The following is a 22,927-nucleotide window of genomic DNA, read 5'->3' as shown; positions in this document are numbered from 1 at the left end:
CTATCTCGCTGGCGAGGATGAGGATATTGTTTTTACTACCTTGCAAGGATTACCCACCGCAACACTGTTGTCGGGTATATCCTTGTTAACCACGCTTCCCGCGCCAATCACGCAATTATGGCCAATCGTTACGCCCGGCAAGATTGAGACATTGCCACCAATCCAGACGTTATTGCCCAGTGTAATTGGTGCGCCGTATTCAGTTTTTTGGCGCTCAATCGGGTCGATTGGATGGGTGGCGGTGGAGATCATCACATTGGGCCCAAACATCACGTTATCACCAATAGTGACTTTGCATACATCCAGGATAACCAGGTTATGATTGGCATAAAACTGCTCGCCAACCTCGATATTATAGCCATAGTCACAAAAGAAATTGGGTTCGATATGAACGCTACCTTTGCAATGCAATAAATCGGTAAGTAAAGCCATTCTGTTAGTGGTTTTAACCGGATCAGCCTGATTAAATTGATGGCATAGAGATTTTGCGCGCATCCGGTCATTAAACAATTCGGTATTCCAGGCATCGTAAGGTAAACCAGCCAGCATTTTGTCTTTCTCGCTCATATTTTTTCTTCCCAGATCTTGTCGATTTATTCAGGCTTGATGATAGGTTGTCTTAAACTGCTAAGCTACTGCAAAAGTTGACGCCCTTGGGGTAAATGGGAAAGAGAAATGATACGGAAGTGTTTAAGGTTATTAGCCTTAAACACTTCTTCTATCAATAGGGCTTCAAGGAACCGGGAATGACAACTTCATATGCAGAATTGGAAAAGGTTTACCCATCCCATCGGTATCTGAACGCGACACAATGTTAAATCCCATATGTTGATAAAAACCAACGGCTTGGGGATTTTGCTCATTAACGTCGACGCTGTTTACCTTGTATAGGGTCAAAGCGTATTGGAGTAATGCTTTACCTACTCCCGTACCTCTGGCCTGATCGAGTACAAACAGCATTTCTACTTTTTGTTTATCGATACCAACAAACCCCAGAATATTTTCCCGCTCATCCCTAGTACAGGCTAAGGTTACAGCAGGAAAGGCCTGGGTGATAATAATGGGTTTAAAAAACGTAATATCCGCATCACTAATAAAGTTATGAGTTGCCCGGACTGAGTTTTCCCAAACATTAAGCAGTTCTGCATAATCTTCGGGAAGCACATTTTCTATTATCATAATGTTCTCGCTATTTGATGATTGACATGTGCAGCCGCGAGCGGATTATATTGGGGGTCTATTGAAATATATAGAAATTTTTCTGTTACCAGATTTTGACTCGGTTTTCTGGCGCTATCCACATACCGTCACCTTGTTTTACGCCGAAGGTTAAATAAAATTCCGGAATATTGCTGTATATACCGTTAACCCGATATTTCAGCGGGGAATGAGGATCCGATGTTAGCTGGCTAATGGCAGATTCTCTCTTGTATTTACCCCGGCGAGACATCGCATAGCCCAGAAAAAATCGCTGTGGGCCAGTAAACCCGTCAATAACGGGTGGCAACTGATTGTTCAGGCTGCGCAAATAGGCCTGATAGGCGATGGTGACGCCGGATAAATCACCAATATTCTCGCCCAGCGTCAGTTCGCCGTTAATGTGCATGCCTTCAATAGGCGAATATTGATTGTATTGTTCGACCAGTTTTGCCGCGCGTTGCTCGAATGCTTCTCTGTCTTCCGCTGTCCACCAGTTGCGCAAATTACCGTTACCATCGTACTGGCTACCCGCGTCATCAAAGGCGTGACTGATTTCATGGCCGATCACTGAGCCTATAGCACCATAGTTAACCGCGTCGTCAGCGTTGGGCTGGAATAGGGGTGGTTGCAAGCGCGCAGCCGGAAACACGATTTCATTCTGGGCGGGATCATAATAGGCGTTGACGGTTTGGGGGGTCATAAACCATTCATTCCGATCGATAGGGTTACCTAACTTGTTGATATCCCGGTTGTAATCAAATTCGCGACTACGTTTGATATTACCCAGATGGTCACCTTTTACTATGGTCAGATCTGAGTAATCACGCCAATGATCGGGATAGCCAATTTTACTGTTTAACTTTGCCAATTTGAGTTTGGCCGCCACTTTGGTTTCATCACTCATCCACTCGAGCTGATCGATACTGGTGTAGAATACCGCCACTATATTATTCACCAGCTGAGTCATTTTTTGTTTGGCGGCTGCCGGAAAACGTTGCTCCACATAGAGCTTGCCAACCACTTCACCCAGTGCCGAGTTGACTATCGCGATACCGCGTTTCCAGCGAGGTTGCTGTTGGGTCTGTCCGGATAACCTTGTGCTCATAAAGTTGAAGTTGGCGTCGTCAATGGCCTGGGGAAGGTGGTTGGCATAGCTGCGAATAAGATTGTAAGTCAGGTAGTCTTTCCAGATAGTTATATCAACGTTGCCAATCAGGGTGTCAATCGCCTGAAAATAACTGGGCTGGGAAATAATCACCTGGTCGACTTTAGTTAAGCCCAATTCCTGAATAAGCAGCATCCAGTCTATATTGCTACCTAACTGGTTAAGCTGATCGACGTTATACAAGTTGTAGGTTTTTTCATTATTGCGATTTTCGACCCTTGTCCAATGGTGTATCGCCATCAGATATTCTAACTGATACACCGCGGTAGCACGTTCAATACTGATGGACGGATCGACAAAAGCAATCATGGTGCGGATAAATTCGGGTAGGGCTTGACGCACTGCAACAAAATTCGGGTTGTTCTGGTTCAAATAGTATTCGCGATCAGGCAGGGTCAGGCCGTCCTGGCTAAAGTAAACTGCGTACTCTGTGGCTTTTTTCAAATTCAGGTGAATATAGAATCCGATTGGTGCGTCTATACGCTTACGAATAAAATCCGCCCATAGGGCGACAAGTTCGGCGCGGTTGGTGATTTTGTTGATACGACTGATCTCTTGCGTTAACGGGGTTAAGCCTTTTTCTTCAATCGCGCTTTTATTCATCCATGAGGTAAATAAATCACCCACCTTTTGTGCTTCAGAGCCGGGTTGGCTGGCTGATTTTGCCGCCACCTCGATAATATTGCGCAGGGTCTTTTCCGCCTGATCGTAAACTTCATTGTAGATGGTATAGCCGGAACTGGTGGCGGGAACGTTTGTCTTGTTGAGCCATGTTCCGTTGGCAAACTGGTAAAAGTCATCCTGTGGGCGGGTATCAGGATCAATGGCGGTTAAATCAACCCCGGATGGCATGGTTTTGCCAGCAACTGATTTGTTAACGGCTTGAGGAACAGGGGATTGTTGAGCCTGTGTTACACCCACCGTCAAACTGGCAAATAGGGCTAATATAATTCCGGCATTACGTATATTCATCAATCGCTACTTATCCAGGATGATTTGAAAACTGCGCAAAATAGCAAGAAATGGCTTGCCGGGTTCCGCTAAATTTCTTAGTTTGTGCTGCTGATTTTTCAGCCTATAGATTAGATATTAAGCGAATGACGTCGGCATGACAAACAGGTGAAGATAATAATGGCGACTGGGTATAAAACTGGCTGCCAGGGGCATCCAGATTGATCGACCGACATCGGCTAACAAACTAAAAAATATTAATCAACGGTACTAGTCACTTCACCATCGACAAATCTAGTTGTCAGTTTATCTCCGCTATTGAGCTCATTGTGGCTTTTAACCACTTTATTGTCGCTTAAACTGATACTGTATCCGCGTGCTAAGGTGGTTAATGGGCTTAGTGTATTAAGCAAATGACTGGATTCGGCCAATGCCTGCTTTTTATGTTGAAATAACAGGCGCATATTGCTGTCCAGCTGATGCCTGACACTTGTCAACTGGCGTTGTGCCAAGACAATATTATGTACTGGCGAGCATTGGCTTAACTGGTTAATACGTTGCTGACAGTTTACCGATTTACGATGCAGTATTTTATCCATCAAATTAACCAGACTCAGTTGCAAATGATCGACTTGCTGGGCCTGTTGTTTTAACCGGTTACTGGGATGAAAGCGTTGCAGATTATGATTCAATATTGACAGTTGATGCTGCTTGCCTCGCATTTGTTGCTGTAAATTCTGGAACAGACGAGTCAACTTTTGATCGATTTGTTGCTGCAGGTGTTGTTGGTCCTGGCTAACTAATTCAGCGGCGGCCGAAGGAGTGGCTGCTCTTAAATCAGCAACAAAATCGGCAATAGTGACATCAACTTCGTGACCAACAGCACTGATCACCGGTAAACGTGAAGCAAAAATTGCCCGTGCCAGGGATTCTTGATTAAAGCACCATAAATCTTCCAGTGAACCACCACCGCGACCTACGAGCAAAACATCCACTTCCTGGCGCTGGTTGGCAGTTTCAATTGCCTGAATAATTTGTTGGGTGGCGGCTTCGCCCTGTACCTGACTGGGATAAACTATCACCTCGGTCATTGGACTACGGCGTTTTAATACGGTCAGAATATCGTGCAGCGCGGCGCCTGAAGACGAGGTAATCACGCCAACCCGTTTTATTACTTCGGGTAGTGGCTGCTTATATTGCTGGGCAAACAGGCCCTCGGCAGCCAACTGATTTTTTAATTGTTCAAATTGCTGCTTTAATTGGCCTTCTCCTCCTAGCTCCATTTGCTCGATAATTAATTGATAATCACCGCGTGGCTCATACAGGCTGATATTGGCGCGTACCAGTACCTGTTCGCCTTCCTTGGGGAGTGTTTTAATAAAGCGGTTGTTACCCTTGAACATGGCGGCGCGAATTTGTGCCTTATTGTCTTTTAAGGTGAAGTACCAGTGGCCGGAACTGGCTTTGACAAAATTGGAAATTTCAGCCGATACCCAGATGGTACCGATTTCACTTTCCAGAATAGTGCGGGCCAGTCGATTGAGCTTGCTGATGGTAAAAATATTTTGCTGAGAGGAAGCCATTGAGTCGATTGTCCGCCTAAGTGTCCAGTTATTGATCAGAAATATGAATAATCATCCGATTACGATGATTTTAAGTTTACCTGAATAGCTAAACCCGCTACAATCCCGCCGCAACAAATTCCCCATACAGAGGTGTCGTTGCATGTTACGGATCGCTAAAGAAGCCCTTACTTTTGATGATGTATTGTTAGTGCCCGGTCACTCAACGATATTGCCCCATACCGCCAATTTAAAAACTCGTCTTACCCGCAAAGTTGAATTGAATCTGCCCATGGTGTCCGCCGCAATGGATACAGTAACAGAGGCTCGTTTGGCGATTGCTTTAGCTCAGGAAGGCGGGATGGGCTTTATCCACAAGAATATGACAGCCCAACAACAGGCCGATCATGTTCGTCAGGTAAAAAAATACGAAACCGGAGTGGTATCCGACCCGGTAACGGTTTATCCGGAAGCGACTATTGGTGAAGTAAACGCCTTAAGTCAGCGTCTTGGTTATTCCGGTTTCCCGGTGGTGAATAAAGATAACGACCTGGTAGGTATTGTTACCGGCCGGGATCTGCGCTTTGAGAGCAAGCAGGATTTACCCGTTACCACCGTGATGACAGATAAAAAGGATCTGGTGACGGTCAAAGAAGGTGCGCCTTCGGATCAGGTGATGGAATTGATGCATGAAAACCGCATCGAGAAGATTCTGGTGGTTGACGATGAGTTCAAGCTTAAAGGCCTAATCACGGTTAAAGATTTCAAAAAAGCCGAAAGCAAACCTAACGCCTGTAAAGATGCGTTGGGACGTTTGCGGGTGGGCGCCGCAGTAGGCGTGGGTGCGGGCACTGATGAACGCATCAAGCTGTTAGTGGAAGCCGGTGTTGATGTATTACTGGTTGATACTTCTCACGGGCACTCTCAAGGCGTGATTGACAGGGTGAAATGGGTACGTAAAAACTTCCCGGATATCCAGTTAATTGCCGGTAACGTGGCCACCGGTGAAGGAGCTTTGGCCCTGGCCGATGCCGGTGTAGATGCGGTTAAAGTGGGGATCGGTCCTGGATCAATCTGTACTACCCGTATTGTAACCGGCTGTGGTGTCCCGCAAATTACCGCGATTTCCGATGCGGTAGAAGCGCTAAAAGATCGTGATATTCCGGTGATCGCCGATGGCGGCATCCGTTTTTCCGGTGATATTTCCAAAGCACTGGCTGCGGGAGCCAGCTGCGTGATGGTAGGCAGTATGCTGGCCGGTACCGAAGAAGCGCCAGGCGAGGTGGAGCTCTATCAGGGTCGTTACTATAAATCTTATCGTGGTATGGGCTCGCTGGGCGCGATGAATCAGAGTCATGGCTCGTCGGATCGTTATTTCCAGGATAGCAATGATGCAGAAAAACTGGTGCCTGAAGGAATTGAAGGACGCGTCGCCTACAAAGGCCCTATCGCCAATATTATTCACCAGCAAGTCGGTGGTATCCGTTCAGCCATGGGCTTAACCGGTTGTGCCACTATTGAAGAAATGAATACCAAACCTGTGTTTGTTAAAGTGACAGCAGCGGGTATGGGCGAGTCTCATGTGCATGATGTGACTATTACCAAAGAAGCACCAAATTACCGACTGGGATAATACCAGGTTATTGTAAACGAGGCTGGCGCGATGCCAGCCTTTTATTTTTAAGTTCATCTGGATACTGACATGACCACAAATATTCATGCTCAACGCATACTTATTCTTGATTTTGGATCTCAATATACCCAGCTGATTGCGCGCCGCATTCGGGAAATTGGGGTTTATTGCGAGTTATGGGCGTGGGATGTGACCGAACAACAGATTCGTGAATTTAACCCTGACGGTATTGTGCTCTCTGGTGGTCCGGAATCGGTTGTCGAGAATAATTCACCACGCGCACCCCAGTATGTGTTTAACGCTGGCGTGCCTGTTTTGGGTATTTGTTACGGCATGCAAACCATGGCAGAACAACTTGGCGGTAAAGTGCAAGGCTCGGATATACGAGAGTTCGGCTATGCCAAAGTGGAAGTCACTGATCCTGTCGCGTTATTTGAAAATATTGAAGATCATATCGGTGAAAATGGTAATGCCTTGCTGGATGTGTGGATGAGTCATGGTGACAAGGTGATAGAGATCCCTGAAGGTTTTACCACTATCGCGCGAACCAGCAGTTGTCCGCATACTGCGATGGTTAATCTGGATAAACGCTTTTATGGCATCCAGTTCCATCCGGAGGTCACCCATACCCGTCAGGGGATGCGCATGTTGTCCCATTTTGTGATGGATATCTGTGGTTGTGAAAAACTGTGGACACCGGCGTCGATCATCGAAGATGCGGTAGAACAGATTAAAAAGAAAGTGGGCGACGACGAAGTGATTCTGGGCCTGTCTGGTGGTGTAGACTCATCTGTTGTCGCCATGCTGTTGCACCGGGCTATAGGTAAAAATTTAACCTGCGTGTTTGTCGATAACGGCTTGTTGCGCCTGAATGAAGGTCAGCAGGTCATGGATATGTTTGGCGATCATTTCGGCCTGAACATCATTAAAGTCGATGCTGAAGAGCGCTTTTTATCTGCGCTGGCCGGTGAAAACGACCCGGAAGCCAAACGCAAGATTATTGGTCGGGTATTTGTTGAAGTCTTCGATCAAGAATCAAAAAAACTGGCCAACGCCAAATGGCTGGCACAGGGCACCATTTATCCCGACGTGATTGAATCTGCCGGTTCAGCGACCGGCAAAGCGCATGTTATCAAGTCCCACCACAATGTAGGAGGCTTGCCAGCAGAAATGATGATGGGGCTGGTGGAACCGCTGCGAGAACTGTTTAAAGACGAAGTGCGCAAAATAGGTCTGGAACTGGGACTGCCTTACGATATGTTATATCGCCATCCGTTCCCGGGACCGGGTCTTGGAGTACGGGTATTGGGCGAAGTGAAAAAAGAATATTGCGACCTGTTACGCCGTGCCGATGCGATTTTCATCGATGAACTGCATGCGGCAGACTTGTATCATAAAGTGAGTCAGGCTTTTACCGTGTTCCTGCCCGTGCGCTCAGTCGGTGTGATGGGCGATGCGCGCAAATATGACTGGGTGGTCAGTTTGCGGGCGGTGGAAACCATTGATTTTATGACTGCTATCTGGGCACATTTGCCTTATGAATTCTTGGGCAAGGTATCGAATCGTATTATCAATGAAATAGATGGTATTTCCCGGGTTGTTTACGACATTTCCGGTAAGCCGCCCGCAACTATCGAGTGGGAATAAGTTTTATCAGGTTGAACTGATTTTCAAAGGGGTAGGTGAACTGACTATGATCACCTACCTTGTCGATAGATTTTATTCCAGACATTGCTGTCAGTGTTAAAGCGTTGTTTGCCTGCAGAGAGTTTTCATTTTGGCGACAAAGGTGATGCCATAGCTAACGACGAACCGGATATTTGTAAAGTAGTGCCTGGTTGATATCGGGATCCGCTCCAACCTGTTGACCCGTTGCACAAGCAATCATCGCCAGTCGCCAGGCGTCATGGCCCATGCAGGCTTTTGCTTCCTGTTGCCATGTCATCATAGGTGGGCGACGGCCTCGCAAACGGGAGCGTGGCTCAATACAAAATGCGGTATCCAGAGTTTGCTCTTTTGCCGCTTCATCTATCAGCGAACCGATTTTCTGGTACAGGAAGTCGGCAGCTTCGGTCAGTCTGGACGGTGCGCAAGTCGCGGCTTGTACATACCCATTCGGAAAGATTTCTTTTTCAACCTGATTCCAGGCTTTGGATGGATGGCGGAAATAGATGAAGAGCATGCCGCGCGACAACTGATTGTATTTGTCATCTGACATGCCCCAGGCGCCTGGTTTGCCGTCAACATTTTTTGGTGCGCCAAGTTCGGTAGACTGGTGGCGACTATTGAGCATACTGACGCCGAATTCGAGGAATTCGATAAAGGCAATATGTCCCGGAGTGCGACCTGAGCCTGCGCTGGCAATCGCTTTGCGGACAGCTTCCTTGTCAGCAAATAGGCCCGTAGTGGGTCGGCCATTCCCGTCGATATTGGTTTTACGCCGTTCGCGCATGGCGAACAACAGTGTTTGCTTTTCATCAGGTTTGAGTTCGCGAATTCCCATCCGCTCGAAGTGATGATAAATATATTCCGCTTCGTATGGATAGGCATCGAGAATAGTTTCGTATTTAAGGGCATCGTCTAAAGTTTGTGCATGCTTTAGCGTGCACTGGCTAAACTTGATATAGTCATACCTCACCGCGTCTTGAAGGCTGTGAACCTGAAATGGTGTGCCGAAGGTTCCGCCCAATATATTGGCGATAAAAGTGGCTGCGCCCGCCCCAGTTTGATAACCCACACCCTTTATTGCGGCAACTTCACCGGAAAATCGGCCACGTCGCCAGATCCAGTAACCGTATTCTTGTTCCAGCGCCGGATCGGATTGACCGGTATGATCAAAGTGGTCCCAATAGTTCGAGGCCGCTTTGTTATACGCCATTTCTAACTGCTTGGCGTAGCTGACCATACTGCCCAGCGCATTGACAGCCTGACCCAAATCCTGACGCTGTTCCCCGTCTTCATCGGTTAACGCGCGATAATTAACGATGACTTCGTTCGGGGAATCGTAGTTCGGATCAATACTGATTGAAGGAAGATTGCCATATTCTTTGGCGTCTGCGTGACAATAGGGCGGGTAAGGACTGGGTGACCAGTTCTGTGCATTTGCCAGTGTGGTGATAAATGCCATCAAAACGATAGTTGGCTTTATCCCGATATTTTTTTTCACGATCCCTCTCCTTAGCAAGCCTGATCTGAAAACTAAAGAGTAACGACGGTGGTAAAGAAAGTAAATTATAAATGCTGTATGAGTTCGATGGTGATTCTGCTCCGCCGTTGATTGGCTTATTGACCGGAATGCCAAGGTAGACGGCACGCTGAAATCATGGTTGGATTATTTTTATATAGTACGCTGTGCGCAAAATAAACTTTGTGCTTGCTGTCTTGTTAACTATTGGAAGCGATAAAACATCTCCGCAGGATAAGTTAAGGCGCTTACTAGCGCCTTAGTTATTTACAGTGGACATTGTTAGTCTTTAAGTGAATCAAACTGCTTTTTTAAATCATAGTTTTCATCAGTAACGATTTTTTCCAATGTTTCGATTCGTTCTTTTAAGGCGTTAATTTCCTTTTCAAGCCCCTCGTTTGGTTGGCTGCTTGGCGGGCTTTTCTTCTTAAATTGTTTGATAATCTCGGCGAAACCAAAAAACACAATGGCAACGATGGCAATAGCAGTTAAATTCATTTTATGTCCTTTTTAAAAATCGTAATTCAGTTATGCAATCAACATAAGCAATTTATCGACCAATATTAAATGTTTTTATAAAACAATAAGATACAATATCTGTGCGGTTAATGTTAAATTGTCAGGTAGTTATTTTTACCAATATTTTGTGTAATTCACCAATAAATCAACACTAATCATTCCAGGTTGGAAAAATATGACTGACTCGGCACAGGCTGCAAGTGACTGCCATTGGATGGAATATGCCCTTGAGTTGGCCAGAAAAGCGGCTGAACAAGGGGAGATCCCGGTTGGGGCGGTATTGATCAAAGATGGGCAGATTGTCGGTGAAGGCTGGAATCAACCCATTGGGCAGCATGATCCTTCGGCGCACGCGGAAATGCTGGCGATACGCCAGGGCGGTGACAGATTGAAAAATTATCGTATGCCGGATGCTACGCTCTATGTGACGCTAGAGCCTTGTTCTATGTGCGCCGGCTTATTGGTACATAGCCGGATTTCGCGGTTAGTGTTTGGTGCCGAGGATCCTAAAACCGGAAGTGCAGGCAGTATTATGAATTTACTGCAACACGACAAGTTGAATCATCAGGTGGAGGTAACCGGAGGCGTAATGGCTGCAGAATGTGGAGAAATATTATCTGCCTTTTTTCGTCAGCGGCGGGCGGAGAAAAAAGCCGCTAAACAGGCTCAATCATCAGAGGGTTTGTCAGGAGCCGATAGCGACGGCGCGTCGCAAGATTCAGATTGGCTAAAAAATTCACGATTATGAAAAAACTGACGGCGTAGATTGATTTTTTTATGCGCCCGTTTTAACGCCAGTCGGCGATGATTATTTGATTTGAATCGTCGTAGCATAATACCTAAATCTCCGGTCAAATAAATTAATCAGCAGTCGCTTCTTGTAAGTCAGCAGATTGCGTATCCTGCAGTTGTTTTTGTTCCAGATTTTGCCTTTGCTGCAGCTCTTTCTCGGCTTCCAGTTCCGCCATACGCTGCTCTTCCAGCCACATTAGCGTATCATAGTAACGACGGATATTGGCGACATAATCAGTAGCTTCATTACCACGTGCATAGCCGTATTTAGTGGTCTTATAGTATTTTTTCTGGCGTAGTAAGGGGAGCCGTTGTTTAACGTCGACCCATAGATCCTGGTTGCCGCCCTGTTTTTCGGTCAGGATCCGGGCGTCTTCAACATGTCCCCAACCCACGTTGTAGGCCGCCAGAGCAAACCAGGTGCGATCAGGTTCCTGGATACGTTGCGGAATACGATCAATCAGGTGTTGCACATATTTGGCGCCACCTTGAATGCTCTGTTTGGGATCGAGCCGGGATTTAATTCCCAGATCCTGAGCCGTGGCTAAGGTTAACATCATCAGACCTCGCACGCCGGTGGCGGAGCGTGCTCTTTTATTCCAGTGCGATTCCTGATAGCTCATCGCCGCTAACAGACGCCAGTCCAAATTACCTGAATATTGTTCGAACCAGTCACGGTACTGCGGCAGGGTTTTCTCTACGGCGCTGATAAACATGCGGGTATCCACGTAGTTAAATTGCTGAACGTGGCCGTAGTATTTATCTTCCAGCGCGGTTAGCCGTCCATCCGACTGGATTTGGCCAAAATAGTCGATCATCGCGGCAATTAGCGAGTCGTCAATGTTCTGGCTTAATAACCAGGCAATTTGCTGTTCTTCACCCAGGGTAAAAGCAATACTGAGTTCAGGATGACGTCGACGGATAACAGACAGGATATTGGAGTCCGCCACGGTGTAATCCAGCTCCCCATCCAGCACCTGTTCCAACAATTCAGCCTCGTCGCTCTCGTTGGTCTCCTGCCAGTGTAAATCAGGGTGTTCAGTCTGTTGTTGCTGCAATATTTCTGCATGACTGCTACTGGCCACAACACTGAGTGAGCCGTCCAGTTCATCAATTGTTTTCGGCCATTGCTGACCCTGCTTGAACACCAGTTTCTGGCTGATTTGCTGGTAAGCCGGACCAAAGCGAAAATGTTCAGCCCGCTTAGGCGTGATGGCTAAACTGGCCGCGACCAAATCCAGGTGGCGGGATTGTAACTTGGGGAACAGTTCATCCAGATTATAATAGGGAAAAATTTCTAACTGCACACCCAGATAATCGGCAAAACCTGCTACCAGTTCATACTCGAAGCCTTGTGGACCTTCGGCGCCATGATAGTAAGTGGTTTGACCATAGCGGGTGCCAACTTTTAACACGCCTTGCTGCAGAATTTTTTGCACGGCATTGGGTTCGGTTTTGGGCTGACAGGAAAATAGCAACGGCAAAGCGCAGATAAACAGGGCTTTGCTAATCAATCCTTGCAAGGGGATGTATTTTATTATTGCCATTACTACTCTTTTACAGCTTTTATTGGTCGCCATTGTGACGTGAATAGCCAATAACTTCCAGCCTATTTATTATGGATAAAGTTTAATTCAGGTAATGCTTGTTTAAGCTATCTGGCGTGCTCCTTAGCTGGCACTTCGGCCTGCTTTAAGTGTATAATTCGGCGCAAATTTATTCCCGATATCTAACTTTTGGTAATTTCCTTATGTTGACTCTCCGTGGTGCGCCAGCGCTGTCAGATTTTCGTGTTAAAAAACTACTTAAACAATTTGCAGAGCATGGTTTGCCTGTTACGGATATTTATGCTGAATACAGTCATTTTATCGATCTGGATGGCGCATTGACCGATTCCGATCTGGATGTGGTGAATAAGTTGCTGACTTATGGCCCGTCGGTTGCCGCACATCAGCCGGAAGGCCAATTATTATTGGTTACTCCCCGTCTGGGCACCATCTCTCCCTGGTCATCAAAGGCTACAGATATTGCGCATAACTGCGGTCTGACGCAGATTTTACGTATGGAGCGGGGCAGTGCCTATTATGTGACGGGCGAAAGCAGGTTAAGCGATGCACAACTTAAACAGGTTGCTGCGCTATTGCATGATCGTATGACCGAAACCGTGCTGAATGATTTTCAGCAGGCTGAATCGCTGTTTCGGCATGATCAGCCAGCAGCGTTAACTGAAGTAGACGTGTTAGGGCAGGGGAAGCAAGCCTTAACCGATGCCAATATTAAACTGGGGTTAGCCTTAGCTGACGATGAAATTGATTATTTGTACGACAGCTTCATCAAACTCAAACGTAATCCGCATGATATCGAATTGTATATGTTTGCCCAGGCCAACTCGGAGCATTGTCGTCATAAAATATTTAATGCCGACTGGACTATTGATGGTCAAAAACAGCCTAAATCGCTGTTTAAAATGATTAAAAATACCTTTGAGTTGCATCCTGAATTTGTGCATTCGGCCTACTCCGATAACGCCGCAGTAATGGAAGGCTCTTTTGCCGGGCGTTTCTTCCCTGATTATCAAACTGGTGAATACAGCTATCATCATGAAGATATTGATATTTTGATGAAGGTGGAAACTCATAACCACCCGACTGCGATTGCGCCTTTTGCCGGTGCAGCGACCGGTTCTGGTGGTGAAATTCGTGATGAAGGGGCGACTGGTCGTGGCTCTAAACCTAAAGCCGGTCTGGTGGGGTTTTCAGTGTCGAATTTGCGTATTCCCGGTTATGAACAGCCGTGGGAAACCGACTTCGGCAAGCCTGCGCGTATCGTATCGGCTTTCGATATTATGATTGACGGCCCTTTAGGCGGCGCAGCATTTAATAACGAATTTGGTCGTCCAGCTATTTTGGGTTATTTCCGTACCTATGAAGAACAAGTAGTAAGCCACAACGGTGAAGAAATTCGCGGTTACCATAAACCTATTATGTTGGCCGGTGGCTTGGGGAATATTCGTAAATCCCATACGCAAAAAGGCGAAATCACCCCTGGTGCCAAGTTGATTGCATTGGGTGGACCGGCAATGAATATCGGTCTTGGGGGCGGTGCAGCCTCATCGATGGCATCGGGTCAATCCAATGAAGATCTGGATTTTGCCTCGGTACAACGCGATAACCCGGAAATGGAACGTCGTTGTCAGGAAGTGATCGATAAATGCTGGCAAATGGGCGATGCCAACCCGATCCAGTTTATTCATGATGTCGGCGCTGGTGGATTATCCAACGCGTTCCCGGAACTGGTCAATGACGGTGGCCGTGGCGGTAACTTTGAACTGCGTAAGGTCAATAACGATGAAATGGGCATGTCGCCACTGGAAATCTGGTGTAATGAATCCCAGGAACGTTATGTACTGTCTGTTGCACCAGAAAACATGGTGTTGTTTGAACAAATTTGTGCCCGTGAGCGTGCCCCTTACGCTGTTGTGGGGGAAACCACAGTTGAACCGCATTTAACCCTGACCGATGAGCATTTTGACAATAAACCTATCGATTTACCGTTAGATGTATTGTTAGGCAAACCGCCTAAAATGCATCGTGATGTGCAGTCTCAGCAGGCTAGCGGTCAGGCGTTAGATTATTCTGACATTACCCTGCAAGAGGCGGCGGATCGCATCTTGCGTTTACCTACTGTGGCGGAAAAAACCTTTTTGATTACCATTGGTGATCGTTCCGTGACCGGTTTAGTGACTCGTGATCAGATGGTCGGTCCCTGGCAGGTGCCGGTATCGGATGTGGCGGTGACGGCTGCGGCTTTTGATACTTATCACGGTGAAGCCATGGCGATGGGAGAGCGGACCCCAATCGCATTACTGGATTATGCGGCTTCTGCCCGTATGGCGGTGGCCGAATCCATTACCAATATAGCCGCCGCCGACATTGGCGATATAAAGCGCATTAAGTTATCGGCTAACTGGATGGCGGCGGCCGGGCACCCCGGTGAAGACGCAGGTTTGTATGCTGCGGTTAAAGCCGTGGGTGAAGAGCTGTGTCCAGCTTTGGGACTGACTATTCCGGTGGGTAAAGATTCCATGTCGATGAAAACCCAATGGGATAACACCGCTGTGACAGCACCCTTATCTTTGGTGATCACCGCTTTTGGACGAGTGGAAGATGTACGTAAAACAGTGACGCCACAATTGCGCACCGATAAAGGTGATACCAGCCTGATCCTGATTGATTTGGGTCAAGGGCAAAACCGTTTAGGGGCCTCCTGTTTAGCTCAGGTTTATAAACAGCTTGGCGATAGGGCACCGGATCTGGATAAACCAGAATTATTAAATGATTTCTTTAACGCAATCCAACAACTGGTAGCCGAGCAAAAACTGTTGGCTTATCACGACCGTTCCGACGGTGGCTTGTTTGCCACTATTGCTGAAATGGCCTTTGCCGGTCATTGTGGCGTGGATGTACAGCTCGATCAGTTAGGCGATGACATAGATGCTCTGTTTAATGAAGAATTAGGTGCGGTAATTCAGGTCAGCCAAGCACAGCAGCAACAAGTGCTAGCTGTGTTAGCTGAGCAGGGGTTAGCAGCTTGTAGTCATGTGATTGGTCAGTTAAATGATACCGATCAGGTACGTTTTAGTCGCAATGGTAGCGATGTACTGGTCAACAGCCGTACTTATTATCGTACCGTTTGGGCCGAAACCACTTATCAGATGCAGGCATTACGGGATAATCCGGATTGCGCCAAGCAGGAGTTTGATGCCAAGTTTGACGATAAAGATCCCGGCCTGAGTGCCAAACTTAGCTTCGATATCAATGAAGATGTGGCTGCACCTTATATTGTTAAGGGGATTTCGCCTAAAGTCGCTATCTTGCGTGAGCAGGGCGTTAACTCCCATGTGGAAATGGCGGCCGTGTTTGACCGTGCCGGTTTCAGCGCTATCGATGTGCACATGAGTGATATTTTGTCTGGTCGCATTAGCCTGGAGCAATTTCAGGGACTGGTTGCCTGTGGCGGCTTCTCTTACGGCGATGTGTTAGGTGCCGGTGAAGGTTGGGCCAAGTCTATCTTGTTTAATAATTTGGCCAGTGATCAGTTTGCCGCGTTCTTTAATCGCGACAATACGTTCTCGTTGGGAGTGTGTAACGGTTGTCAGATGATGTCGAATCTGAAGTCATTGATCCCGGGAGCCGATTTGTGGCCGCACTTTGTGGCTAACCAGTCTGCCCGTTTCGAAGCGCGATTTTCAATGGTCGAAGTGCAGCAAAGTAACTCGGTGTTGTTTAGCGGTATGCAAGGTTCCAGAATGCCGATTGCGGTATCACACGGGGAGGGGCATGCCGAGTTCAGTTCTGCCGGAGCAGTACAAACAGCTATGCAACAACAGGCAGTAGCGCTGCGTTTTGTGGATAATTATGGCCAACCGACAGAGCAATATCCGGCGAACCCCAATGGTTCGGTGGCAGGTATTACCGGCCTGACCAGCAAGGATGGGCGTGCCACTATTATGATGCCGCATCCCGAGCGAGTCTTCCGTGCCGTGTCTAACTCCTGGCACCCGGATGAATGGCAGGAAGATAGTCCGTGGGTGAGAATGTTCCGCAATGCCCGGGTATTTGTTGGTTAAATTGCAATAAAAGCCCACCATCTGAAAATAGTTATGTTGAATCGGTGCCAATGGCACCGATTTTTTTGGCTGGCTTATGCCGTTAATTGACTATTTCCAGTCGAACTCAATCTGGCGTTGTCACCCAAAAAATCCAATAAATACGCTTATTTAGCCATTATTTTGCTGTTTTTTGATTATTTATTTGCTTTTTCGTCAATTGTGTCTATACCAGTGTTGTAATATTACAAAATGCTGGTTAGTATCTGAGCAATAACAAGTTTTTTAGATTTATAGCGCAAAACAACAATAATAATTAATGCAAGAGAGTGTTTATGAATCGTAATGCCAAAGGTTTCGGATTGTATGGGGTGTTTTTTGCCGTTCTATTGCTGATTGTCTCAGCGGTATTTGGCGCAAAAGCGGATGCTGCTGAATTAATATCATTGCAACCACAGCACCAGTCAATTTTATACTGAAACGCCTTTATTCCAAAGGATAACACTGAACAGACCAGCGGTATCATCGCCAATGATGCCAGTGTTATTGACCTTTTTTATCAATGTTTTATTCAGAAAATAGTTCCAGTTCATCTATTTCAATAAATTTGTCACCGTAGTTCGACACTATTTTTAGCCTCAACTGTTTTAAACTGATGGCGGAGTTGAAAGTTACTCCTTGATCTTCGGCTTCGATCAACTGAACCGACTGCATATCAGTGAAATTATTGCCATCGTTAGACGCCTGGATAATAACGTTTCTGGGCAAGCGTCCCAATCCTAACGATTTACTGTTAATCATGATACGCATGCCGGAGATCTTGACGGTATTCTGATAAGAAATTTGTAGCCAGTTATCTAAAGCGACATTGGTATTGGGATCGGTTTCTTTTTTCACCAGCCATATACCACGACTCACAGGGCTGTTGGCATCTTCATTGATTTGTCCGGAGAAGGTAAAACCGTCAAAGGCTGCTGCCGCAATATCATCAGAATAGTGGTTACTGGCACTGTAGCTGCCTTCAACCAGACTATTGGTATAGATAAGTGCTACGTTACCCAGGGAGCCGGTCCGAACCATCGAATCAATGGAACCGCCGCCTGAGTCGACACCATCGTCAGCCACTATGGCCAAATACTCGATACTGCAGTTATTTTCATTACTGGGCGTATAACCGATGCGCAGGGTACTGCCGTAATATTTGGCCTGAAAAACAAAATCAAGCCAACTGTCAGAGTAACTCTCGCCCGCGGGGAAATACATCGGCCAGTTGGCGTCAGCACAACTGATATAATCATCTTCAGTCAAGTTAACCCCTATCTTGACGTTGCCCGTTTTGCCCAGAAAAACATTGGTAATTTTACCAATATATTCTTCGGTAGATGATTCGGTCGCCTGTAATGAAAAAGCCGCCAAGGCTGCAAGACTGATAAATTTTTTAATCACAAATATTTCCTACGTCTATGATTCTGTATAGTTAATTTTAGTAAGGCAAATAATATGCCTAAATTTAATTCTATGGTTAAAACAGCAGCAACAAAGGTGATAGCAATGCAGATAGGTCCTAGTTAAGACAATTCACTTTAATAACAAAAGCCCATCTGGACATTCAGCCTGTCCTAATCGTTGCCGATATATTGGGATCGTATTCGAGAAAAGGGCAATGATTTGCCGATTTTTGATGTGGGACCGAATTTAACCGAAGTGATGTTTTAAACTAATTTTTCGCAAATAAATAGTCGAACGATTGACTGGCGAACTCTGTAAGGGCATGGTAGCTGGTGTTCTGGATAATCTTGGGCGATAAGAACAAGGAGGATGGTATATTGAGCGAAAATACGTTTCTGGATTCGGCAAAAGACTTGTCACAGGCCAAAATTTTGGTAGTAGATGACCAATCCATTAATACCGAGTTTCTGTGCGGAATACTGGAAGATGATTATTTGGTTATCGTAGCCAACTCCGGCCGCGATGCAATCAGACTTTGCAATGAGATGGTTCCTGATCTGGTCATTCTGGATGTAGTGATGCCTGAACTGGATGGCTTGGAAACCTGCCGTATTCTGAAATCAGAAGCTAATACTCGTGATATACCGATCATTTTTGTGACTGCGGTTTCAGATCAAGATAGCGAAAATGACTGTTGGGAGGCAGGGGGAATCGACTTCCTGAACAAGCCGGTAAATCCGCTGACTTTGCATCATCGTGTTCGGGCACAGTTAACCATTAAATTACAAAGTGACCTGTTACGTGATTTGGCCTATATGGATGGATTAACCCATATTTATAATCGCCGCTATTTTGAAGATTACTATTCCAAACAACTTGCACATGCCGATCGTAACAGTGAAGATTTATCGATCTTGTTGATTGATATTGATTTTTTTAAGCAATATAACGATAAGTATGGACATCTCGAAGGTGATCATTGTCTGAAAAGCGTGGCAACTGCACTCAAGTCGGTATTAATGCGTCCATTGGATATTGTTGTACGTTATGGGGGGGAAGAATTTATTTGTGTCTTGCCCGCCACTGGTATTGACGCCGCGCGGACGATGGCCCAAAAAATTCAAGGAGCAATAAAAGAGTTGAATATTCCCCATTTTGCTTCTGATACCCGGAGATTGACAATAAGCATTGGTATTGCTTGTTATCGGCGTGGTCAAGAGAATGCAGAGGCGCTAATTAATCGGGCCGATAAGCTGCTCTATCAAGCTAAATCAGAAGGCCGTAATCGATTTTGTAGTTGACTTATAGCATCGTTCGACAAGAATCGATGACGACAAAAACAATATTGGAGCGGAATTCGTTGGGTGTGCGATTAAAAAGCGGCGGCAAGAAAATTGAGATGCGCTTTTTTATTACCGGTAGTTTAGCGGTGATCACTATCTGTATTGCTTTACTGATTTTTTTTAAAGTTAAGATCAGAGCGAATGTATTGGAAGAATCTCAACAGTATTTAACTATCGAGCTCAAAGAAAGAACCAGTTTACTGGTTGAGCAGTTCAAACACAGTAATTACCAAATTAAATTTCTCTATAATACTCCCCCCATACAAGGTTTGGTCCGCGCTACCCAAAATCATGGAATCGATCCAAAAGATAAAACTCCATATGGCCTTTGGCGTGAAAGGTTAGAAACCATATTTACGGCTTTTCTCAATATCAACGAGGAAATCGACCAGTTACGTTTTATTGGTAAGGCGGATAACGGTAGGGAGATCGTGCGAGTTGATCGAACCGGCGGTCAAGTACATGTGGTGGCTGACGAAGGATTACAGAGTAAAGCGGAACGCTATTATTTTCAGGATGTGACAAAACTGAAACCGGGTGAAGTCTATATATCAAGAATTGACCTGAATCGTGAGTATGGACATCTGGTGTATCCACTGGTGCCAACCTACAGGGTGGCTATGCCAGTTTTTGACAGTCATCAGGTATTTTTTGGCATGGTGATTATCAATGTCAATGCCAGCCATTTTCTGGATACTTTCAAAGGACGAGAAAAACAGGATTTACAGATTTATCTGGTTGATAGCAACGGTGACTTTGTAATTCACCCTAATGCTGACAATCAATTTGGTCTGGAACTTGGCCGTTCGACATCCTGGGATGATTTATATACGCCTGGCAGAAAGGTTATTGAGCAAGCTGAAGATTTTTTTAGCAGCACCGATATTCAATCAAATTTAGCATTTTTTTATCAACGGGATCAGGCCGTGCTACCCGGAGATGCGGGTGCTCGACGGTTGGAGGTAGTGGTAGGAATAACTGAAAATGTGGTCAAAAAACTCATCAATAACCGCTGGAATACCTTGGCGATTGCCTTGCTAGTGGTGACGTTGTCGATGGTCTTGTTGTTGGCTCTTTACCAAAACTACATCAACAGCAAGTTGAGTTTAAACAAGACGTTATCTGAGTTTCGGGCCATAGTTGATGGTTCCATTGATGCAATAGTGGCGATGAACAAAGAGGGAAAGGTGTCAGGATGGAACAAGGCTGCCAGTGAAATGTTCGGGTTAACAGAAGAGCAGGTAATGGGCAAAAATGTGTTTCAACTTGTCGTTGCTCCAGAACATCAGGGTTACATTAACGATGCAGTGGAGAAAATCTATGCTGGGCGCACTGTCGATAGCATTGAAGTCCAGACTCACGCTGATAACAACTCTGTGATGGATATATCCGTCACGTTGTCCCCTATTCAATCGACGCAAACAGGTATTAGCGGTGTTGCTGCAATTATACGAGATATTACTGAGCAAAAAGCTAATGCCCGCAAAGTGGAACTGATGAATGCGAACCTGGAGCAACAGGTCATTTCGCGTACCCGGGAACTCGAACAGGCTAAGGACCAGGCGTTGGCTGCCAGCAGGGCCAAGAGCGCGTTTGTCGCCAATATGAGCCATGAAATCCGCACGCCGATGAATGGCATGTTCGGCATGCTAAATCTGATCAAGCGTCAACCCTTATCCGAGTCGCAACTTCATTATCTAAAGCTGGCCGAAGGCAGTGTCGAAACACTATCGGGCTTGATCAATGATGTACTGGATTTATCCAAAATCGAGTCGGGTAAACTGACTCTGGAGGAAATCGAATTTGAATTGACCGATACCCTGGCAACCCTGTTTACCTCGTTGTCGATCCGGGCTCAGGAAAAAGGACTGGAGACTATCTTGGATCTGGCTGATATCCGGCATAACAAGGTAGTGGGCGACAGTATCCGTATAAAACAGATATTAACCAACTTAATCGGCAATGCAGTCAAATTTACCGATCAGGGGGAAATTGAACTTAGTGCTCGAACTGAACAATCGGGAAATAAAATCAAGCTGGTTTGTGAAGTGCGGGATACCGGCATTGGCATAACACCAGAGCAGCGTTCCGGGATTTTTGATGCCTTTTCTCAAGCGGATAGCAGTACCACCCGACAATTTGGTGGTACAGGATTAGGCCTGTCTATTACCCGGCAGCTTTGCCAGATGATGAAAGGCGATATCTCGCTACGCAATGATACTGCCCGAGGCAGCTGTTTTGTGATGAATATTGTGTTGAATGTCGCAGCGGACACTAAAATCAGTGAGGCTTGTAACGCGAAGGACAAAACCATGTTGATTGCAGACTCATGTCAGGCGTCGCGCCTTGCATTGGGTAAGTTAGCCACAAAACTGGGTTATGGAGTCGTCGAGGCTAGTGATATCCAAGAGCTGGAGAAGTGCTTCAGCCATGCTGATAACGGCGAGGTTATCGATATACTGCTCGTCGACAGTAAATTGTTGGTCAAGTTTCATCAATTGATGTTTAGCTGGCTGGCAGCTAACTCTCAAGTCAAGGTTATTGCGTTAACCAGTCAACTGCTTAAAGACAGTTTAAAAGCGATTGAGTTGACCAATATTACGCAGTTGATTAAACCTGTATCACCACTGGAACTGGAATATGTTCTAAACCATGCGGGGCATCCGGCAGTCAACGACAATAATGTGATTTCCCAGACGTCCTCCAGTGGCGATAAAGTGGCTTTAGCTGCTAACAAAATACTGTTGGTCGATGACAATCTGATTAATCGTGAAGTGGCTATGGGGTTTCTAGAAGCTTTTAATGTGGACGTAGTGCAGGCAGAAAACGGTCAGCAAGCCATCGAAGCCCTGATTGAATGTCCTGATGACAACCCGTTTATCTTTATTTTAATGGATTGCCAGATGCCGGTTATGGATGGTTTTACTGCCACGCAAAAAATTCGTCATGGGGAAGCGGGAACGCGATATCAATCTATTCCCATCATTGCGATCACCGCAGGTGCCATGTCAGGTGACAGAGAGCGATGTTTAAAGGTGGGTATGAGTGATTACCTGACTAAACCTCTGGTCATCGAGCAGTTTGAGGTGGCGATGCAGCGCTGGCTAAATGCGAGCAATATCAAACAGGAGTTCACTAAACTGGAGAGTGACGTCAAGCTGTCTGATAGCCATCAGAGTGGTGATCCTGTCTGGGATCAGGCAAAAATGATGCAAAGCATAAATGGCAATACCACGCTCAAAAACAGGATCATTGCGTTATTTATTGATACTGCACCGATTGAACAGCAAGCCTTGTCAGAGGCGATTGAGCAAGCAAACTTTTTGATCATAGCCGAAGTTGCCCATCGATTTAGTGGTACGTTGGGCAGCCTTGCTGCGACTCGTCTTGAACATATTGTTTTTTCAATAGAAAGTGCCGCTAAAAATAATGATTTGAACAAAATAAACCAGGCTTGGCAAGACTTTGCCGAGCAGTACCCGCAGCTAATGCGACAGGTGGTTGCGACACAATCATAGTGG

General features: G+C 46.1%; 15 protein-coding genes. 7 read left to right on the top strand and 8 right to left on the bottom strand.

What is annotated here, in order from left to right; all coding sequences use genetic code 11:
• The 4 genes from V1467_RS12780 to xseA form a co-directional block, all read right to left on the bottom strand.
• Positions 1–567 (bottom strand): sugar O-acetyltransferase, encoded by a 567-nt coding sequence (locus V1467_RS12780; protein WP_416305360.1) that lies wholly within the window; start codon positions 565–567, stop codon positions 1–3.
• A 165-nt stretch (positions 568–732) separates the two neighbouring features.
• Positions 733–1,179, bottom strand: coding sequence for a GNAT family N-acetyltransferase (locus V1467_RS12775; RefSeq protein ID WP_416305359.1), 447 nt, complete (start codon positions 1,177–1,179; stop codon positions 733–735).
• Between the two features lie 85 nt (positions 1,180–1,264).
• A complete protein-coding gene (locus V1467_RS12770) occupies positions 1,265–3,337 on the bottom strand; it encodes a M13 family metallopeptidase (protein ID WP_416305358.1) in 2,073 nt (690 codons plus the stop codon).
• A gap of 236 nt (positions 3,338–3,573) precedes the next feature.
• Positions 3,574–4,899, bottom strand: coding sequence for an exodeoxyribonuclease VII large subunit (xseA, locus tag V1467_RS12765; RefSeq protein ID WP_416305357.1), 1,326 nt, complete (start codon positions 4,897–4,899; stop codon positions 3,574–3,576).
• A gap of 142 nt (positions 4,900–5,041) precedes the next feature.
• Here xseA and guaB point away from each other — a divergent pair, with 142 nt between their 5' ends.
• Both guaB and guaA read left to right on the top strand, forming a co-directional pair.
• Complete coding sequence (gene guaB, locus V1467_RS12760) at positions 5,042–6,511, top strand: IMP dehydrogenase (RefSeq protein WP_416305356.1); 1,470 nt, start codon at positions 5,042–5,044, stop codon at positions 6,509–6,511.
• 69 nt (positions 6,512–6,580) lie between these two features.
• Positions 6,581–8,158: a glutamine-hydrolyzing GMP synthase gene (guaA, locus tag V1467_RS12755; protein ID WP_416305355.1), complete on the top strand. Its 1,578-nt coding sequence runs from the start codon at positions 6,581–6,583 to the stop codon at positions 8,156–8,158.
• A 154-nt stretch (positions 8,159–8,312) separates the two neighbouring features.
• On the opposite strand, the gene V1467_RS12750 is transcribed toward guaA, so the two are convergent.
• Positions 8,313–9,677, bottom strand: coding sequence for a hypothetical protein (locus V1467_RS12750; RefSeq protein ID WP_416305354.1), 1,365 nt, complete (start codon positions 9,675–9,677; stop codon positions 8,313–8,315).
• Between the two features lie 300 nt (positions 9,678–9,977).
• The gene (locus tag V1467_RS12745) at positions 9,978–10,193 is read right to left on the bottom strand and encodes a hypothetical protein (protein WP_416305353.1); all 216 of its coding nucleotides are present in this window, start codon (positions 10,191–10,193) and stop codon (positions 9,978–9,980) included.
• Between the two features lie 196 nt (positions 10,194–10,389).
• Here V1467_RS12745 and tadA point away from each other — a divergent pair, with 196 nt between their 5' ends.
• On the top strand, positions 10,390–10,962 hold the full coding sequence (gene tadA, locus V1467_RS12740) for a tRNA adenosine(34) deaminase TadA (protein WP_416305352.1): 573 nt from the start codon (positions 10,390–10,392) through the stop codon (positions 10,960–10,962).
• Positions 10,963–11,074: 112 nt separating this feature from the next.
• Here tadA and mltF read toward each other — a convergent pair whose 3' ends face one another.
• Complete coding sequence (mltF, locus tag V1467_RS12735; protein WP_416305351.1) at positions 11,075–12,553, bottom strand: membrane-bound lytic murein transglycosylase MltF; 1,479 nt, start codon at positions 12,551–12,553, stop codon at positions 11,075–11,077.
• A gap of 203 nt (positions 12,554–12,756) precedes the next feature.
• Between mltF and purL the strand changes: the two genes are divergently transcribed.
• Both purL and V1467_RS12725 read left to right on the top strand, forming a co-directional pair.
• Positions 12,757–16,635 carry a phosphoribosylformylglycinamidine synthase gene (gene purL, locus V1467_RS12730; protein ID WP_416305350.1) on the top strand — a complete coding sequence of 1,293 codons (3,879 nt, stop codon included), beginning with the start codon at positions 12,757–12,759 and terminating at the stop codon, positions 16,633–16,635.
• 314 nt (positions 16,636–16,949) lie between these two features.
• Positions 16,950–17,093, top strand: a complete 144-nt coding sequence (locus V1467_RS12725) for a hypothetical protein (protein WP_416305349.1) — start codon at positions 16,950–16,952, stop codon at positions 17,091–17,093.
• Positions 17,094–17,181: 88 nt separating this feature from the next.
• Here the strand turns inward: V1467_RS12725 and V1467_RS12720 are convergent, their stop codons facing one another.
• Positions 17,182–18,060 (bottom strand): discoidin domain-containing protein, encoded by an 879-nt coding sequence (locus V1467_RS12720; RefSeq protein WP_416305348.1) that lies wholly within the window; start codon positions 18,058–18,060, stop codon positions 17,182–17,184.
• 380 nt (positions 18,061–18,440) lie between these two features.
• Here V1467_RS12720 and V1467_RS12715 point away from each other — a divergent pair, with 380 nt between their 5' ends.
• A complete protein-coding gene (locus V1467_RS12715) occupies positions 18,441–19,364 on the top strand; it encodes a diguanylate cyclase (protein WP_416305347.1) in 924 nt (307 codons plus the stop codon).
• Between the two features lie 65 nt (positions 19,365–19,429).
• Positions 19,430–22,924, top strand: coding sequence for an ATP-binding protein (locus V1467_RS12710; protein ID WP_416305346.1), 3,495 nt, complete (start codon positions 19,430–19,432; stop codon positions 22,922–22,924).
• Positions 22,925–22,927 lie beyond the last annotated feature (3 nt).

It is taken from the genome of Neptunicella plasticusilytica, from assembly GCF_047922965.1.
Taxonomy (GTDB): domain Bacteria; phylum Pseudomonadota; class Gammaproteobacteria; order Enterobacterales; family Alteromonadaceae; genus Neptunicella; species Neptunicella plasticusilytica.
Note: the sequence above shows the minus strand (reverse complement) of the source record. Positions and strands in the feature narration are given on the sequence as shown.

Bases quoted from the DNA above. Each gene is read 5' to 3' on its own strand.
- V1467_RS12780 (WP_416305360.1), bottom strand. From the start codon at position 567: ATGAGCGAGAAAGACAAAATGCTGGCTGGTTTACCTTACGATGCCTGG.
- V1467_RS12775 (WP_416305359.1), bottom strand. From the start codon at position 1,179: ATGATAATAGAAAATGTGCTTCCCGAAGATTATGCAGAACTGCTTAAT.
- V1467_RS12770 (WP_416305358.1), bottom strand. From the start codon at position 3,337: ATGAATATACGTAATGCCGGAATTATATTAGCCCTATTTGCCAGTTTG.
- xseA (WP_416305357.1), bottom strand. From the start codon at position 4,899: ATGGCTTCCTCTCAGCAAAATATTTTTACCATCAGCAAGCTCAATCGA.
- guaB (WP_416305356.1), top strand. From the start codon at position 5,042: ATGTTACGGATCGCTAAAGAAGCCCTTACTTTTGATGATGTATTGTTA.
- guaA (WP_416305355.1), top strand. From the start codon at position 6,581: ATGACCACAAATATTCATGCTCAACGCATACTTATTCTTGATTTTGGA.
- V1467_RS12745 (WP_416305353.1), bottom strand. From the start codon at position 10,193: ATGAATTTAACTGCTATTGCCATCGTTGCCATTGTGTTTTTTGGTTTC.
- tadA (WP_416305352.1), top strand. From the start codon at position 10,390: ATGACTGACTCGGCACAGGCTGCAAGTGACTGCCATTGGATGGAATAT.
- mltF (WP_416305351.1), bottom strand. From the start codon at position 12,553: ATGGCAATAATAAAATACATCCCCTTGCAAGGATTGATTAGCAAAGCC.
- purL (WP_416305350.1), top strand. From the start codon at position 12,757: ATGTTGACTCTCCGTGGTGCGCCAGCGCTGTCAGATTTTCGTGTTAAA.
- V1467_RS12725 (WP_416305349.1), top strand. From the start codon at position 16,950: ATGAATCGTAATGCCAAAGGTTTCGGATTGTATGGGGTGTTTTTTGCC.